The sequence below is a fragment of the Streptomyces sp. P9-A4 genome (assembly GCF_036634195.1).
GTDB lineage: Bacteria > Actinomycetota > Actinomycetes > Streptomycetales > Streptomycetaceae > Streptomyces.
In genome coordinates, this window is the sequence record NZ_JAZIFY010000001.1 from 4,062,404 (window position 1) to 4,077,896 (window position 15,493).

Annotated in this window: 13 protein-coding genes and 1 pseudogene; 7 read left to right on the top strand and 7 right to left on the bottom strand. The window is 71.3% G+C overall.

The features are described 5' to 3' along the window. Positions 1–52: 52 nt before the first annotated feature. Positions 53–739, bottom strand: a complete 687-nt coding sequence (locus tag V4Y03_RS18255; protein ID WP_332435584.1) for an SMI1/KNR4 family protein — start codon at positions 737–739, stop codon at positions 53–55. Positions 740–858: 119 nt separating this feature from the next. On the opposite strand from V4Y03_RS18255, the gene V4Y03_RS18260 reads away from it, so the two are divergent. The 3 genes from V4Y03_RS18260 (at position 859) to V4Y03_RS18270 (ending at position 2,399) form a co-directional block, all read left to right on the top strand. Then, positions 859–1,344 carry a helix-turn-helix domain-containing protein gene (locus V4Y03_RS18260; RefSeq protein WP_332435585.1) on the top strand — a complete coding sequence of 162 codons (486 nt, stop codon included), beginning with the start codon at positions 859–861 and terminating at the stop codon, positions 1,342–1,344. A gap of 51 nt (positions 1,345–1,395) precedes the next feature. Continuing rightward, the gene (locus V4Y03_RS18265) at positions 1,396–1,962 is read left to right on the top strand and encodes a hypothetical protein (protein WP_332435586.1); all 567 of its coding nucleotides are present in this window, start codon (positions 1,396–1,398) and stop codon (positions 1,960–1,962) included. Positions 1,963–2,051: 89 nt separating this feature from the next. Then, the gene (locus V4Y03_RS18270; RefSeq protein ID WP_317873257.1) at positions 2,052–2,399 is read left to right on the top strand and encodes a DUF2516 family protein; all 348 of its coding nucleotides are present in this window, start codon (positions 2,052–2,054) and stop codon (positions 2,397–2,399) included. Positions 2,400–2,482: 83 nt separating this feature from the next. Here the strand turns inward: V4Y03_RS18270 and V4Y03_RS18275 are convergent, their stop codons facing one another. The 3 genes from V4Y03_RS18275 to V4Y03_RS18285 form a co-directional block, all read right to left on the bottom strand. Next, entirely contained in the window at positions 2,483–3,718 is a 1,236-nt protein-coding gene (locus tag V4Y03_RS18275) for a PP2C family protein-serine/threonine phosphatase (protein ID WP_332435587.1), read from the bottom strand. Between the two features lie 610 nt (positions 3,719–4,328). Beyond that, complete coding sequence (locus tag V4Y03_RS18280; protein ID WP_332435588.1) at positions 4,329–5,378, bottom strand: C40 family peptidase; 1,050 nt, start codon at positions 5,376–5,378, stop codon at positions 4,329–4,331. A 264-nt stretch (positions 5,379–5,642) separates the two neighbouring features. Next, entirely contained in the window at positions 5,643–6,434 is a 792-nt protein-coding gene (locus V4Y03_RS18285) for a class I SAM-dependent methyltransferase (RefSeq protein WP_317873254.1), read from the bottom strand. A gap of 237 nt (positions 6,435–6,671) precedes the next feature. Between V4Y03_RS18285 and mshA the strand changes: the two genes are divergently transcribed. From mshA to V4Y03_RS18300, 3 genes are all read left to right on the top strand, one after another. Continuing rightward, positions 6,672–8,039, top strand: a complete 1,368-nt coding sequence (gene mshA, locus V4Y03_RS18290; RefSeq protein WP_332435589.1) for a D-inositol-3-phosphate glycosyltransferase — start codon at positions 6,672–6,674, stop codon at positions 8,037–8,039. Continuing rightward, entirely contained in the window at positions 8,032–8,550 is a 519-nt protein-coding gene (locus V4Y03_RS18295) for a YbjN domain-containing protein (RefSeq protein ID WP_332435590.1), read from the top strand. The genes mshA and V4Y03_RS18295 overlap by 8 nt, the downstream gene beginning before the upstream one ends. 139 nt (positions 8,551–8,689) lie before the next feature. Next, positions 8,690–10,405 (top strand): glycosyl hydrolase family 28-related protein, encoded by a 1,716-nt coding sequence (locus tag V4Y03_RS18300; protein WP_332435591.1) that lies wholly within the window; start codon positions 8,690–8,692, stop codon positions 10,403–10,405. Here V4Y03_RS18300 and V4Y03_RS18305 read toward each other — a convergent pair. Beyond that, positions 10,395–11,741: an MDR family MFS transporter gene (locus V4Y03_RS18305; RefSeq protein WP_332435592.1), complete on the bottom strand. Its 1,347-nt coding sequence runs from the start codon at positions 11,739–11,741 to the stop codon at positions 10,395–10,397. The genes V4Y03_RS18300 and V4Y03_RS18305 overlap by 11 nt on opposite strands. Positions 11,742–11,866: 125 nt before the next feature. Between V4Y03_RS18305 and V4Y03_RS18310 the strand changes: the two genes are divergently transcribed. Beyond that, positions 11,867–12,625: a phosphoglyceromutase gene (locus V4Y03_RS18310; RefSeq protein WP_317873249.1), complete on the top strand. Its 759-nt coding sequence runs from the start codon at positions 11,867–11,869 to the stop codon at positions 12,623–12,625. A gap of 920 nt (positions 12,626–13,545) precedes the next feature. Here the strand turns inward: V4Y03_RS18310 and V4Y03_RS18315 are convergent. Next, positions 13,546–14,771 (bottom strand): annotated as a pseudogene (locus V4Y03_RS18315) (tyrosine-type recombinase/integrase). A 333-nt stretch (positions 14,772–15,104) separates the two neighbouring features. Next, a complete protein-coding gene (locus tag V4Y03_RS18320) occupies positions 15,105–15,329 on the bottom strand; it encodes a helix-turn-helix transcriptional regulator (protein ID WP_332435593.1) in 225 nt (74 codons plus the stop codon). Positions 15,330–15,493 lie beyond the last annotated feature (164 nt).

Genomic DNA, 15,493 nt, shown 5'->3' on the forward strand with positions numbered 1-15,493 from the left:
GCGCGCGACCCGACCGGTCCCGTCCCGCTCGCCGCAGGCCTCGGATCAGGTCTCAGGCCTCCGACGGAGCCGCCGCCGCGAGACGCTCGGCTTCCTCCAGCCAGGCGGTGTACCAGCGGGCGAACGTCACCGGCTTCCCGTCACCGTCGAGGAGCGGCGTCACGTCGCCGTCGTCCGCCCGGAGGTCGGACCAGATCGTGCCCCGGTGTACGCCACTGAGGACCAGCCACTCCCGCAGCGCACAGCCCAGATGAGAGATCGCGATGGCGCCGGCGGTGCGTTCCGGGGCGTACACGAGGGCGTACCACTGCTCGTCCCACGCTTCGATGGCGTCGTCGAACTCCTCGATCTCCTCGAAGTCCTCTTCCTCGGGGCGCCGGGCGAGAAGCTCGTCGAGGCTCTTGGGGTCCGGTCCCTGTGCGGGGAAGGGATCCGCGAGCTTGGAGAGGTCCGCCAGGTCGGCTCCGTCGCCTTCCCAGCGCCACCGGTCCTGTACGCGCCGCACGGGAAAGAGGCCGTAGGCCGGCCCCGCGCCGCCCGCGGCGACATGGAGGAGGAAGGTCCGGTACTCCTCCGGCAGCCGCACACCTATCTGGTCCTCGAGTCCGGCGAGCTCCACCTCGGTGAGCGGCTCCTCCAAGGCCCACCGGTGCCCGTACGCCCCGAAGACCTGACCGCGCGCCGGCCGAGTGCCCAGCCTCCCGACCCGTTCCCGTACCCCTGCCCACTTGTCGATCATGCGCAGACCGTACGTGCTGCCACTGACACCGGTCCCGGCCGACAGGTCCGCGCGGGGACCAGGGCGACTCTTGCAAGCGGCTGCTTGCAATAGTTAGCAAAGGCTGGCATGGTCGGAGCATGGCATCGCTCAACGTCGGCAATCTCGGCAACCTCGGTGAGTACCTCCGCGAGCAGCGGCGGACCGCGCAGTTGTCCCTGCGGCAGCTCGCCGACGCCGCCGGGGTGTCGAATCCGTATCTGAGCCAGATCGAGCGCGGGCTGCGGAAGCCCAGCGCCGAGGTGCTGCAGCAGGTCGCCAAGGCGCTGCGGATCTCCGCCGAGACGCTCTACGTACGGGCCGGAATCCTCGACGAGAAGGAGCGGGACGAGCTGGAGACGCGCGCCGTCATCCTGGCCGACCCCTCGATCAACGAGCGGCAGAAGCAGGTGCTGCTCCAGATCTACGACTCCTTCCGCAAGGAGAACGCCGCCGAGGCCGCCGCCGCAACAGCCGCAGCGGCGGCGGAAGCGGAAGCGGAAGTGATAGCCGCCCAGGCCGACGCGGACGCGACAGCCGCACCGGCCGAAGCCGCCGCGCCCGACGCCCCCTCGCCCCAGAGCTAGCCAGTGACCCCAGACCCTCGCTCGTACGTCACCACCGGGAGGACCACCAGCATGGCCATCATCGACGAACTGCGTACCCCTCTCTACTTCGCCGCCGGCACCGCCGACCTCGTCGCCCAGCAGGCCAAGAAGGTTCCCGGCCTGATCGAGCAGCTCGCCGCCGAGGCGCCCGCGCGGATCGAGGCCGTTCGGAAGGCCGACCCGAAGGCCGTGCAGGAGAAGGTGACCACGCAGGCCAAGGAGGCCCAGGCCACCGTGCAGTCGAAGTTCGCCGATGTCGTCGGCGGTCTCGACACGGACCTCAAGAAGCTCGGTGAGACCGCTCAGGACCTCGCTCTGCGCGGGGTCGGCGTCGCCGCCGAGTACGCGGTCAAGGCGCGCGAGAAGTACGAGGAGGTCGCCGCCCACGGCGAGGAGGCCGTCAAGGCCTGGCGCGGCGAGGCCGCCGACGAGATCGTCGAGATCGCCGTCGTCGTGGAGCCGGAGGAGACGAAGGCCGAGGCCGACGAAGCCGCCGCCGGCGACGAGCCCGTGGCAGCCGGGAAGGCGCCCGCCAAGAAGGCCACCGCGCGCAAGGCCCCCGCCAAGAAGGCGGGCGTCACCGCCGAGACGGAGTAGCTCCGGGCACCATTACGGGTACCCGGTGCGTTGAACCGGGTACCTTGACCGCGAGGCGCTCTTCCCCTCTTCACTAGGCGGTGCTCAGCATGTTGCGCGCGGGATTCGACTCCCTCCTCTCCCTGGTGATCTTCCTGGTCTTCACAGGCTTCGCCGTCGCCGCGCTCGTCTTCGCCGCCATGGCGCGCGAGGACGCCTACCGCGCCGCCGAGAAGCAGACGAAGAAGTTCTGGCTGATCATCCTGGGCATCAACCTCGTCCTGAACCTGCTGCTGCCGATGCTGTTCCTGCAGATCGCCGGTCTGATCGCCGCCATCGTCTTCATGGTGGACGTCCGTCCCGCGCTCGCGCAGGTCTCGGGCGGCGGCCGTGGTGGCCGCCGTGGCGGCGGCTCAAGCAGCGACGGACCGTACGGCCCCTACAACGGCGGCCGCTAGCAGCCGGACGCAGAACCAGCCGGCCGGACGCAGAACCGCCGGCCGGACACAGAACCAGCCGGACACAGGGCCCGAGGGGATCACTACCCCCGGGTCCTGTCCCTTTCCAGGGCCAGCACCGCGACGTCGTCGGTCAGCTCTCCGCCGTTCAGCGAGCGGACCTCCGTGACCGCCGCCTCCAGCAGTTCCTCGCCCCGCAGCCCCGCCGCCAGCTGCCGGTTGATCATCCCGACCATCCCGTCCTGGCCGAGCCGGGGCGAACCGGGGCCCGCCGAGCGGCCTTCGATCAGCCCGTCCGTGTACATCAGCAGGCTCCACGCCCCGCCCAGCTCGACCTGCCGGCGCGGCCAGCGGGCGCGCGGCAGCAGTCCGAGGGCCGGGCCGCCGTCCTCGTACGGGAGCAGCCGGGCGGCCCGCCCCTGCCGGGCGATCAGCGGGGACGGGTGGCCGGCCAGGCACAGGCCCGCGCGGCGTCCGTCGGGTGCGATGTCGACGGTGCAGAGCGTCGCGAAGATCTCGTCGCTCTCCCGCTCGTGCTCCAGGACCTGCTGCATCGTCGAGAGCAGCTCGTCCCCGCACAGTCCCGCGAAGGTCAGGGCCCGCCAGGCGATGCGCAGCTCGACGCCGAGCGCGGCCTCGTCGGGGCCGTGCCCGCAGACGTCGCCGATCATGGCGTGGACGGTGCCGTCGGGGGTGCGCACGGTGTCGTAGAAGTCGCCGCCGAGCAGGGCGCGCGAGCGGCCCGGCCGGTAGTGGGCGGCGAACCGCAGGTCGGAGCCGTCCAGCAGGGGGGTCGGGAGCAGTCCGCGCTCCAGGCGGGCGTTCTCCTGCGCGCGCAGCCGTGACTCGGCCAGCTTGACCTGTACGGCGTCGGCCCGCTTGCGCTCGACCGCGTACCGGATGGCCCGGCTCAGCAGCCGCCCGTCGAGCTCCTCGCGGAACAGGTGGTCCTGGGCCCCGACGCGTACCGCCTCGGCCGCCAGCTCCGCGTCGGCGGAGGCCGCGAGCGCGAGCACGGCGTGGCGCGGGGCGAGGCGCAGGATGTGCCGCAGCGGGGCGAGCGGGTCGTCGCCGGCGGCGGCGCGGGGGCCGGGCAGGGAGAGGTCGACCAGCACGCAGTGGACGTCGTCGGTGAGGAGCCGCTCGGCCTCGGTCAGGTTGCGCGCGGTCCGGATGCGGACCCGGGTGCCGGCGGCGTCGGCCGCGTCGAGCAGTTCGGGTACGGCGAGGGCACCCGCCGGGTCGTCCTCGACGACCAGGAGAGTGAGGTCGGTGCGGTCGGTGCCTGTGACTGTGCCTGTCATAGCGGTGGCGTCCATGGCGGTGGCGTCCGTGACGGTGACGTCGCCGGGTCCCGCAACGGCAGAGACGTTTCTCTGACGCGGTACGGATACGGGCATCGGTCCGGGTTTCCTTCCCTCCCCCCGAGGTGCGCGGTGCGCCGGGTGGCGCCCCGCCCGTCCCGGACCATAGCGGTAGGGCGGTGCGCAGCGGAATGGTGACCAGCCGACCGACGGCCGGGCCGGGCTTGGCATATGCCGCGGAAGGGGAGGTACTTGCCCCCGCGGGGCCGCCGGGCCACCCCGAACCCAATGAGAAACGTCACGCCGGGGCGGGTACGGGGTCTGCGACGGAGACCGGGACGGGTACGGGCTCGGCCAACGCGGCCGGGTGAGTACGGGCTCCACGAACGCGGCCCGGTGGGTACGTGCTCCACGAACGCGGCCCGGCGGGTACGTGCTCCACGAACGCGGCCCGGCGGGTGCGTGCTCCACGACAGCAGCGGCCGGGCGCATGTCACCTCGCCCGGCCGTCGGCCCCCCGCCCGTCTGCACGCGCGCCCGTCCATCGGCACGCGCGCCCGTCCATCGACACGCGCACCCGTCCATCGACACGCGCGGCCCGTCCATCGGCCCGCGCCCCCGTCCGTCACATCGGGCGTACGACTCCCAGGATCTCCATCGAGCCCGCTCCCGCGATCGTCACGTTCCGTCCGGGGCGCGGTGCGTGCACGATCGCGCCGTTGCCGACGTACATCCCGATGTGGCTCGCGTCCTTGAAGTAGACGATCAGGTCGCCCGGCCGCATGTCCTTGATGTTCACGTGCGGCAGCAGGCGCCACTGCTCCTGCGAGGTGCGGGGGATCGGCCGGCCGGCCGATCCCCAGGCGCTCTGGGTCAGCCCCGAGCAGTCGTACGAGCTCGGGCCCTCGTCCCCCCACCCGTACGGCTTGCCGATCTGGGCCGTGGCGAACTCGATCGCCTTCTTGGCCTCCGGCGTCGTGTCGGCCTTCAGGCCGGCGAGGACGCCCGTGCCGAGCCAGGTCGTCTGGGCCCGGTACTGCGCCTGCTCCTCAAGGCGGCGCAGCCGCTCCCGCTCCTCGGCGGCGAGCGTGGACTCCAGCTTCTTCGCCGCTTCGATCCTGTCGTTGATCTGCTTCTTGGCCTGGGCCTGCCGGACGCGGTTGGCCTCCAGCTTGGTCCAGTTGACGCCCGCGTCCTTGGCGTACACGTCCAACTGGGCCTGGGTGCGGTCCATCTCGCCGAGGAGGTCCGTGGTGGCCTTCGCCCCGGCCTTGAGCCGTCCCGCGGTGTCGAGGAAGAGCTGCGGGTCGTTGGTGAGGACGAGCTGCGCGCCCTCGGGGAGCCCGCCGTTGCGGTACTGGGCGCGGGCGGCGGCGCCGGCCTTGGCCTTGAGGTCCTCGATCTTCTCGCGGCCCTCGACGATCATCCGGGCGACCCGGACGATCTCGGCGGACTGCTCCCTGGTCTTCTCCTCCGCGAGGTTGTACGCGTCGGTGGCGACGGCGGCCTGCCGGTACAGGACCTCGATCTCCTTGCGCACCTCCTCCAGGCTCTTCTTCGGCGGCGGAGGCGGCAGCGGTGCGGCCGAGGCCTGGAGAGTCAGTGCGGGAGAGGCCAGCACGGTCAGGGCGCAGATCACGGTGATCGCGGCGGTGGCGTGGCGGCGTCGGTTCACGAGCTCCCCCTCGAGTGACCAGATCTGATTTACCGTCAGTAACTTGACGGTGACCTTGGCGATAGTGCCATGCGAAACCGCAAAGCAACAGGGGAAACCGGGGCCTGTCGGCCTGCTTCCCTCACGGGGGACGAGTGGTGCGCGCGTGGCGTTCCCGACGTACGGGGAATTCAGCGGGAGTTGGGGAAAGAAAGGGGAAGGGAGCGGCGAACGGGAAACGCCCCCGAGCCGGGGTCACCGGACCCGCGATCGGGAAAGCGGACGTCACCGAGGCGCCAGCGCCTCCCACCGCACCGACACCTCTCCCTGCCGCCACCGCCGCGGCCCGTCCGTCAGCGGCCAGTCCGCCGCCAGGTCGCGGACCGAGCGGATCCACCGTTGCCGCGCGCCGAGCGAGGCGTACGGGGCCGCCGCCGCCCACGCCCGGTCGAAGTCCCGCAGGAACGCGTGCACCGGCTCGCCCGGCACGTTGCGGTGGATGAGCGCCTTCGGCAGCCGCTCCGCCAGGTCCGAGGGGCGCTCCAGCGAGCCGAGGCGGGTCGCGAAGGTCACCGTCCGGGGTCCGTCGGCGTCGAGCGCCACCCACACGTGCCGGCGCCCGATCTCGTCGCAGGTCCCCTCGACGAGGAGTCCGCCGGGCGCGAGCCGCCCGCACAGCCGCCGCCAGACGGCCGCGACCTGCTCCTCGTCGTACTGGCGCAGCACGTTCGCCGCCCGGATCAGGGCGACCCGGCCGGGCACCGGCACCTCGAAGCCGCCGTGCAGGAAGGAGAGGCCCTCGTGCTCGTACGGCTTCGCGGCCTCGACCCGGGCGGGTTCGATCTCGATGCCGTAGAGGCGGGTACGGGGTTCGGCGGTGCGCAGCCGGGCCAGGAGTTCGACGGCGGTCCAGGGGGCGGCCCCGTAACCGAGGTCGACGGCGAGCGGCGGCTCGGGGGAGCGGCGCAGGGCGGGGCCGTGGACGGCGGCGATCCAGCGGTCCATGCGGCGCAGCCGGTTGGGGTTGGTGGTCCCGCGGGTCGGGTTGCCGACGGGGCGGGTGGTGCGCGGGGCCATGCCGAAAAGGTTACGGGGTGGGGGTCGGGGGCGGCGCACCCCGGTAATTAATTGGCAAAGCGGCACCGGTGGAGGAAATGAAGGGACCCATTCCGGTGTTGAAGGGGCCGGAGGGCGTACTACGCCCTCCCGCCGTCATGCCCGCGGCGCCCGAGCACCGCCCCGACATGTCAAGGACGACGTGTTCGGCCTCAGAGAGGCCGACATGTTCAGCCCCCGAGCGGAAGGACCGCCGACGTGAGCCAGTACGTGTCCCGGTTCGCCGGAACCCGGCACCGGCATCCGGCGCCGACCCGGCTCCGGCTCCCCGGCCGGAACCGCACCCCGCGCCGCGTGGCCATGCTCAGCGTCCACACCTCCCCGCTGCACCAGCCGGGCACGGGCGACGCGGGCGGCATGAACGTCTACATCGTCGAACTGGCGAAACGACTCGCCGCCATCGACATCGAGGTCGAGATCTTCACCCGGGCCACGACCGGCGGGCTGCCCCCGGTCGTCGAGCTGACCCCCGGCGTCCTCGTCCGGCACGTCGACGCCGGCCCCTACGAGGGCCTGGCCAAGGAGGAGCTGCCCGCGCAGCTCTGCGCCTTCACGCACGGCGTGATGCAGGCGTGGGCGGGTCACCGCCCCGGCCACTACGACCTCGTCCACTCCCACTACTGGCTCTCCGGCCACGTCGGCTGGCTCGCCGCCGAGCGCTGGGGCGTCCCGCTCGTCCACGCCATGCACACCATGGCGAAGGTCAAGAACGCGGCGCTCGCCGAGGGCGACACCCCCGAGCCCGCGGCCCGGGTGATCGGGGAGACGCAGATCGTCTCCGCCGCCGACCGGCTGATCGCGAACACGGCCGAGGAGGCCGACGAGCTGGCCCGTTTCTACGAGGCCGACCCCGGCAAGATCGCGGTCGTCCACCCGGGCGTCAACCTCGACCGATTCCGCCCCGCCGACGGCCGCGCCGCCGCCCGTGCCCGGCTCGGGCTGCCGCAGGACGCCTTCATCCCGGTCTTCGCCGGGCGGATACAGCCGCTGAAGGCGCCGGACATCCTGCTCCGGGCCGCCGCGCTGCTTGTCGACCAGGACCCGTCGCTGCGCTCGCGCATGGTGGTGCCGGTGGTCGGCGGTCCGAGCGGCAGCGGCCTCGCGAAGCCGGAGGGCCTGCAGAAGCTGGCCGCCCGGCTCGGCATCGCGGACGTCGTGCGCTTCCACCCGCCGGTCGGGCAGGACCGGCTCGCGGACTGGTTCCGCGCGGCGAGCGTCCTCGTCATGCCCTCGTACAGCGAGTCCTTCGGCCTGGTCGCCATCGAGGCGCAGGCGGCCGGCACCCCGGTGGTCGCGGCCTCGGTCGGCGGTCTGCCCGTGGCCGTACGGGACGACTCGACCGGTTTCCTCGTCCAGGGGCACGACCCGGCGGACTACGCCCGCGCGCTCGGCCGGTTCGTGGCCGACCCGTCGCTCGTGGACCGGATGGGCGCGGCGGCGGCCCTGCACGCGGGGTCCTTCGGCTGGGACACGGCGGCCTCGGGGACGGCGGACGTGTACACGGCCGCCATGCACGACCATCGGCTGCGGGAGAACCGCCGTCGCGTACGCTCCCACCATGGCTGAGGACGTTCGGCGGATCATCGAGGACACCTTCAACGACGCGGAGCTGGACTGGGAGTCCCCGGAGCCCGGCTCGTACGTCGTGAAGCTCCCGGGCACGCGCAAGCTGTTCACCACGCTCTCGCTCCGGGCGGGCCGCCACTCCCTCTCCCTCAACGCCTTCGTCATCCGCCACCCGGACGAGAACGAGGCGGGCGTCCACCGCTGGCTGCTCGAACGCAACCTCAAGCTGTACGGGGTGGGTTACGCGGTCGACGGCCTCGGCGACGTCTACCTCGCCGGCAAGCTGCCGCTCTCCGCCGTCACGCCCGAGGAACTCGACCGGCTGCTCGGCTCGGTCCTGGAGGCGGCGGACGGCGACTTCAACACGCTCCTGGAGCTGGGGTTCGCTTCGGCGATCCGGCGCGAGTACGAGTGGCGGGTCTCGCGCGGCGAGTCGACCCGGAACCTCGACGCGTTCAAGAACCTGACCCAGAAGCCGTCCCAGGAGCCGTCCGAGCAGCCAGGGGGCTGACCGCTTCGGGTCTCCTTCTTCCCGCTCTCCTCTTCCGGCTCCCCTCTTCCGCGTCCCTTCCCGCAAGGGGCTTCTGCTGCCATGCTCTCGCCCAACGCAGATCTGAACACCGTTCATACATGTGAAAGGGCTCAGGTTCATGGCACTCAGCAGAAGGCAGTTCGTCGGCGGCGCGGCGGCGGTGGCGGGAGCGGCGGGCACGACCGGTTTCACCCTCCCCACAGGCCCCGCCGATCCCACAGGCCCCACAGGCCCCACCGATCCCACGCGCCGCATCAGCCCCACCGGCTTCCCCCTCCCTACCCCCCTCTGGCGGGAGTTCGAGTCGGCCCCCTGCACCCACCCCCAGATCCCCTACGTGGGACGGGCCGGCGCCCACGCCGGGGCCCGCCGCGCACCCCGCCCGCCGGTCGTGGCGAACGCCGTCACCTACGGGGCGACCCCCGACGGCTCCGGTGACTCCGCCCCCGCGGTCAACCGGGCCCTCGCGGAGGCCGGGGAGCGCGGCGGCGGCACGGTCCTCCTGCCGCCGGGCACGTACCGGATCGACGACTACCTGCGGATCGGGCACAGCGGTGTCGTCCTGCGGGGTGCGGGCTCCGGCCGCACGAGGCTGATCGCCACCCGCAGTCTCACGGAACTGATCGGCCCCTACGGGTCCCGGTACGGCGGCGACAAGTCGTCCTGGTCCTGGGCCGGCGGCCTGATCTGGCTGTCGCCGCAGGCCCGGCACGCCTCCCTGGTCGCCGCGGTACGGGACCGGGCCTGGCCCTTCGAGGGCTGGACGGGCAACCGGCGCGACGAGTGGACCACGCTCACCGCCGTCCGTCCGGCCCGCCGGGGCGACCGCTCGGTGACCGTCGAGGACCCTTCCGCCCTGACGTGCGGTCAACTGGTCGTCCTCCGGCTGGCCGACGACGCCGGCCACACCCTCCTGGAGCACATGGCGGGCGGCGGTCCGGGAGCGGAGGCGTACACCTGGGACGACAAGACGAAGCTGACCAGCTACGTCCCCTACGAGTGGCCCGTGAGGATCACCGCCGTACGCGGCGGGAAGGTCACCCTGGAACGTCCGCTGCCCCTCGATGTACGCCCCGAGTGGGACCCCCGACTCGTCTCCGGGGTGGTACCGCTCACCCACTCCGGGGTGGTCGGCCTGACCCTGGAGGCGGTCGAGACCCCGCAGTCACCCCATCTGCTCGACAAGGGCTACAACGGGGTCGTCTTCCAGTGCGCGTACGACTGCTGGGCGGAGGACGTGGTGGTCCGGCATGTCGACAACGGCTTCGGGCTCGTCGCCGCCTCCGCCTGCACCCTGCGCCGGACGCGGGTGGAGGGACGCGGCTCGCACCACCCGTACTTCTGCCGGGAGGGCGCCCACGACAACCTGGTCGAGGACTTCCGTGTCGTCGCCCGTACGGTCCCGGCGCCGGCCGGCACCCAGCTCCACGGCATCAACGTCGAGGGCCTGTCCAGCCACAACGTGTGGTCGCGCGGGGTGATGGAGATGGGCACCTTCGACACCCACCGGGGCATGCCGTTCGCGAACGTACGGACCGAGATCACGGTCGAGAACAACGGCCGGCACGGCGGGGACGGATCGGCGGGCCCGCTGTACGGGGCCCGGTTCGTCCACTGGAACGTGAGGGTGACCAACGGCAGGGCCGGTCTGGTGAAGATCGACACCGTCGCGCCGTACAGCGCGACGGTGGGCATCAGCGAGGTCCGCGAATTCGACCAGACCGACGTCCCGGACTTCTCCGGAGACCTCCACGCGCGCGTGGAGGCGTACGGAAGCCCGGGATCGGTACGGCCGGGGAACCTGTACGAGGCGCAGCGGGCACTCAGGCGCTGACGGGAGCGACCGGCTGCTCGGCGCTGGTGGCGCTGGTGGCGCTGGTGGTGTCTGCGGTGGTGGTGCCGGTGGCGTCGGTGGTGTCAGCGGCGGTGACGGTGTCGGCTCCGGTGGCCGTCTCCTCGCAGAGGGCCTTGCGCAGTCGGATGGAGTACCCGACGGCGGCGATGACGCCGATGGCGAAGGTCGCCGCCCAGAGGACGGTCGGGCCGGGACCGCCGACGATCGCGCCCGCGCCGATCGGGGCGACGAAACCGGCGACGGCCCAGGACATCCCCATGACGCCCTGGTAGCGGCCGCGGGCGTGCTCGGGGGCGAGCCGGGCGGTGGCGGCGGCGTTGGTGGGGACGTGGATCATCTCGCCGACGGTCCAGACGACGACGGTCGCGGCGAAGGCCACCACGGAGGAGCCCGCGAGGGCGGTGGCGCCGGTGCCGAGGGCGAAGAGGAGGGAGGAGAGGGTGAGCAGGACGACCGGGGAGCGCTTGTCGGTGAGCCGGTTGACGAGCAGCTGGAAGCCGACGATCACGATGCCGTTGACGGCGATGACGACGCCGTACGAGGAGGGGGAGAGGCCCTGGTCCGCCATGGTGAGCGGCAGACCGATCCAGGGGGCGGTGAAGACGAGGCAGACGAGGAGGTTGAGCAGGACGAGCGTGCGGAAGGGGGCGTCGCGCAGCACGGTGAGCATGCTGACCTTCGCCTCGACGACGGGCTCGCCGGCCGTGTCGGTGCGGGCCTCGGGGCGGGTCTCGGGGAGCCGGAGGAAGACGATGACCGCGCACAGCGTGGTGGCGACGGCGTCGACGACGAAGAGGGTGCGGTAGCCGAGGAAGATCGCGGCGCCGCCGCCGATGGAGGCGATGGCGAAGCCGAGGTTGAGGGCCCAGTAGTTGAGGGCGTACGCCCGGCGCACCTCGTGGGCGGGGACCATGTCGGCGATGGTGGCGTTGATGGAGGGGCGGACGGCCTGCATGGCGACGCCCATCAGGAGGACGACGGTCGCGATGGCCCAGGCGCTGGTGACGACGGCGAGGGCGGCGGCGCTGGCGGCGGCCGCGAGGTGCATGGTGATCATGGTGGGGCGGCGGCCCCAGCGGTCGGTGAGCGCGCCGCCGAGCGGGGATCCCGCGACGCCGCCGAGGCCGTGGAGGGCGACGACGAGTCCGGCGAACCAGGCGGAGTGCCCGAGCTCGACCGTCAGATAGAGGGAGAGGAAAGTCAGGACGAAAGCCCCGGTCCTGTTGACCAAGGTCGACAGCCAGAGCCACCAGAAGCCCTGCGGGAGCCCGGAGACCGTCTCGCGGGCTGATCGTCTGAGCGAGTCGATGGACATGTGTGGCAGGCCCCCTGAATATGTAAGTCCCACTGACGGCAGTCGTAACTTACGCATCTCATGTGCCGGACGCCAGCGAATTGACTGCGCGCGTCAATCGTCAGAGGTCCATTAGGCTCGTACGCATGGCCGACGCACCGTACAAGCTGATCCTCCTCCGCCATGGCGAGAGCGAGTGGAACGAGAAGAATCTGTTCACCGGTTGGGTGGACGTGAACCTCACCGCGAAGGGCGAGAAGGAGGCGACGCGCGGCGGCGAGCTGCTCAAGGACGCCGGCCTGCTGCCCGACGTGCTGCACACCTCCCTCCAGAAGCGCGCCATCCGCACCGCCCAGCTCTCGCTGGAGTCCGCGGACCGCCACTGGATCCCGGTCCACCGCTCCTGGCGCCTCAACGAGCGCCACTACGGCGCGCTCCAGGGCAAGGACAAGGCGCAGACGCTCGCCGAGTTCGGCGAGGAGCAGTTCATGCTGTGGCGCCGCTCGTACGACACCCCGCCGCCGGCGCTCTCGGACGACAGCGAGTACTCGCAGGCGCACGACCCGCGCTACGCGACGATCCCGCCGGAGCTGCGCCCGCGCACGGAGTGCCTGAAGGACGTCGTGGAGCGGATGCTCCCGTACTGGTACGACGCGATCGTCCCGGACCTCCTCACCGGCCGCACGGTCCTGGTCGCCGCCCACGGCAACAGCCTCCGCGCCCTGGTGAAGCACCTGGACGGCATCTCGGACGCGGACATCGCGGGCCTCAACATCCCGACGGGCATCCCGCTCGCATACGAACTGGACGAAAACTTCAAGCCCCTGAACCCGGGCGGCACCTACCTCGACCCGGAGGCCGCGGCATCGGCCATCGAGGCGGTCAAGAACCAGGGCAAGAAGTAGCCCTACGCGTGATCAAGGCCCCCACCTGCGATTTCTTCGCGGGTGGGGGCCACGTTCATGACTCTGGGCCGTCTATGGGACGTCAGACGCGGCGATGCCGCAGGCGCATCACCCGAATGCGCACGCGGACCGCCATCAGGGCGGTGCCCGGAAGGACCGCCCACCAGGGCAGCCCGCTCGCCCAGGCGCTTGCTGCGACGAGAGCCGCTGCGACGATCCATTCAGGGCCGCGCAAGGCTACGAGGATGCTAACGACCGGTAGTACCATGAAACTCTCCTGATGTGTTGCTGATTGATACTCGGCGCAGAATGGAGCACGAAGCCGCCCCAGGCACGGGGCGGCTTCCCATTTCTTACGGGGAGCCTAATGCGGCTTAGCCGGAACTCAAAATCGCCTGCTGACTCGCCCGGCTACTAAAGGTGCACTCTGCGCCAAGATTGCGCACCCGGCCGTCAAAAGGAGCGCCGGGCCGCCAAAAGGAGCGCCGGGCCGCCAAAAGGCGCACTCAAGTGCAATGTTGCGCACCGGACCGCCAAAAGGAGCGCCAGGCTGCCAAGAGGCGATGCGGCCGCCCGCCCGGCCGCCCGGCCGCCCGCCCGGCCGCCCGGCCGCCCGCCCGGCCGCCCGCCCGGCCGCCCGCCCGGCCGCCCGCCCGGCCGCCCGCCCGCCCGCCCGCCCGGCCGCCCGCCCGCCCGCCCGGCCGGCCCCTCGCTTTGCCGGGAGACTTCAAAGATGCGGCGGCAACCTATCTCATCTCATCGACTCGAATGAGATGAGATGGGTTCTCGCGCACTATTGATTCGAGTCGCTATTGCAGTCGAGAGGGTGGCGTGATTAGTGCGGAATGAAGGTGGCCCAGTTTTAGCGAGAGTGATTTTGGATCTATTTTCAGGGATGTGCCCTGCTTTTCGTGGCGCAGTTAAAATTGCTGCGAGTAGATTGAGGCAACCGCGTTGCGTGTGCGTTCTCGGCTGCTCGGCATGAGGTGGGCGTACACCCTCAGCGTCAGCCCTGGGTCGGAGTGCCTCAAGTGCTCCGCGAGGGCCTTGATGTTCTCTCCGGAGTCCAGGAGCACCGACGCGTAGAAGTGCCTCAGCGCGTGCATCCCGTGCTCGCGTGCCGACGCGTAGCTTTCCTCGCGCTCCGGGATGACGCCGGCCGCCGCAAGGGCGGGCTTCCACTGGTCGGAGTTGAATTGGTTCCGCCAGATGTGGTTGCCCAGAGGGGCGCGCTGAAGAGCAGCCGATGAGTGACTGACTCTCCGCCCTGGGTCATCCACGGCAGGGTGATGTCCACGGGCGGGAAGAGCTTCATGTGTCGCCGCAGCGCGTCGGCGACGGGAGCCGCCAACGGCACGTCCCGGAGCTTCCCGCCCTTCGGCGGCGCGAACACGGGCTTGCTGCGGCTGAGCTTGAGCTGTCGCACGACGCGCACCGTGTTCGTTTTGAAGTCGACCGCATCCACGGAGAGGCCGAGGATCTCGCCCTGGCGCATTCCGCAACCGGCCCCAGCGTCGACCATCGCCCGGAACCGCTGGGGAAGCGCGGCCCGGACCGCGAACACGCGCTCCGGGGTCCACGGCGTCACCCGCTTCTCCTCGATGGCCGGAGCCTTGACGGACCGCGCGGCGCACGGGTTCTTGGACAGGTGCCCGTCGTCCACGGCCGCGTTCAGCACGAGCCGGACGTTGGAGTAGATGACCCGGGCGTACGAGCCGTTCACCCCGGCGTCCGCCAGCTCGGTGAGCCAGTCCCGAATGTGCTCCGGCCGGAACGACCCGAGGGGCCTGGACCCGATGTACGGGAAGGCGTGGAGCTTGAGCTGCGACTCCATCGAGAAGCCGGTGTTGGGGTCCGCCAGGTGAGTGCGGAGCCACTTCTCGCCGTACTGCCGGAAGGTGACCCGGCTCGCCCGAGTGTCGACGTACTGCCCCCGGGACATGTCCGCCTCGATGTGGGAGAGCCACTGGGCGGCGAGGCGCTTCTGCTTGTCGGGGAAGCTCTTGGACTTCTCGGTGCCGTCGGGGCCGATGTATCGGGCCCGGTAGCGGAGCCCGAGTCCGTAGCGGTCTGACTTGACCTGACGCCCTTTGCCGTCGGTGCCGGTCTCGGTCTTGTACCAGCGGTCTTGGATGTGGCCAGCCATGTGGGCTGTTTCCTCTCGGTTGGTGGTGCGCCTGCCCTCAGGGAGGGAGGCATGGGGGTGCCGTGGGAGTTGGCTGTGGAGTGGTGTGCGTGCGGCTTGGGAGGGTGCCTCCCTGACGCCTCCCTGCCCGTGACAGGGGTGTGACGGGCAGAGTCACGGCCGTGACGGGCCCCCTTTACCTGCCTTACCTCGCAGGTCAGTGGCCCTTACCGCCCCCTCTACCGGGGTAAAGGGCTCTCTCTACCCGAGCCGCTCCGGTAGGAGGTGTGACGGTGGGGCGTGACGCCGTGACGGGTAGCGGGGAGGGGCTCTACCTCCCGGTCGGCCGGCGGGTCAGGCGGCGGTGTCGGTGGCTTCCTGGTGCTGGACCCAGGTGCGGACGGCGGCGGGGTCGTAGCGGACGTGGCGGCCGACGCGGAAGCCGGGCGGGCCGGTGCGCTGCTTGCGCCAGTGGTAGACGGTCTCGATGGGGACGGAGAACATCGCGGCGATGTCCTCGGGGGTGAGGTAGCGGTCCGGGAGTCCAGCGCGCAGGGTCTCGACGGGGTTGCTGGCCATGGTGATTGGTGACTCCTCGTGTCCGTCGCGGGGCGGGGTGGGAGTGATGCCGGTGGCCGTCCTAGAGAGTTGATGTATCGCAGCGTCCGCAGCGCCCCAGCGTCCGCACGTTCCCGTTCTCGCAGTTCAGGGGTGGTGAGAGGTGCGGACGCTAGTGCGGACGC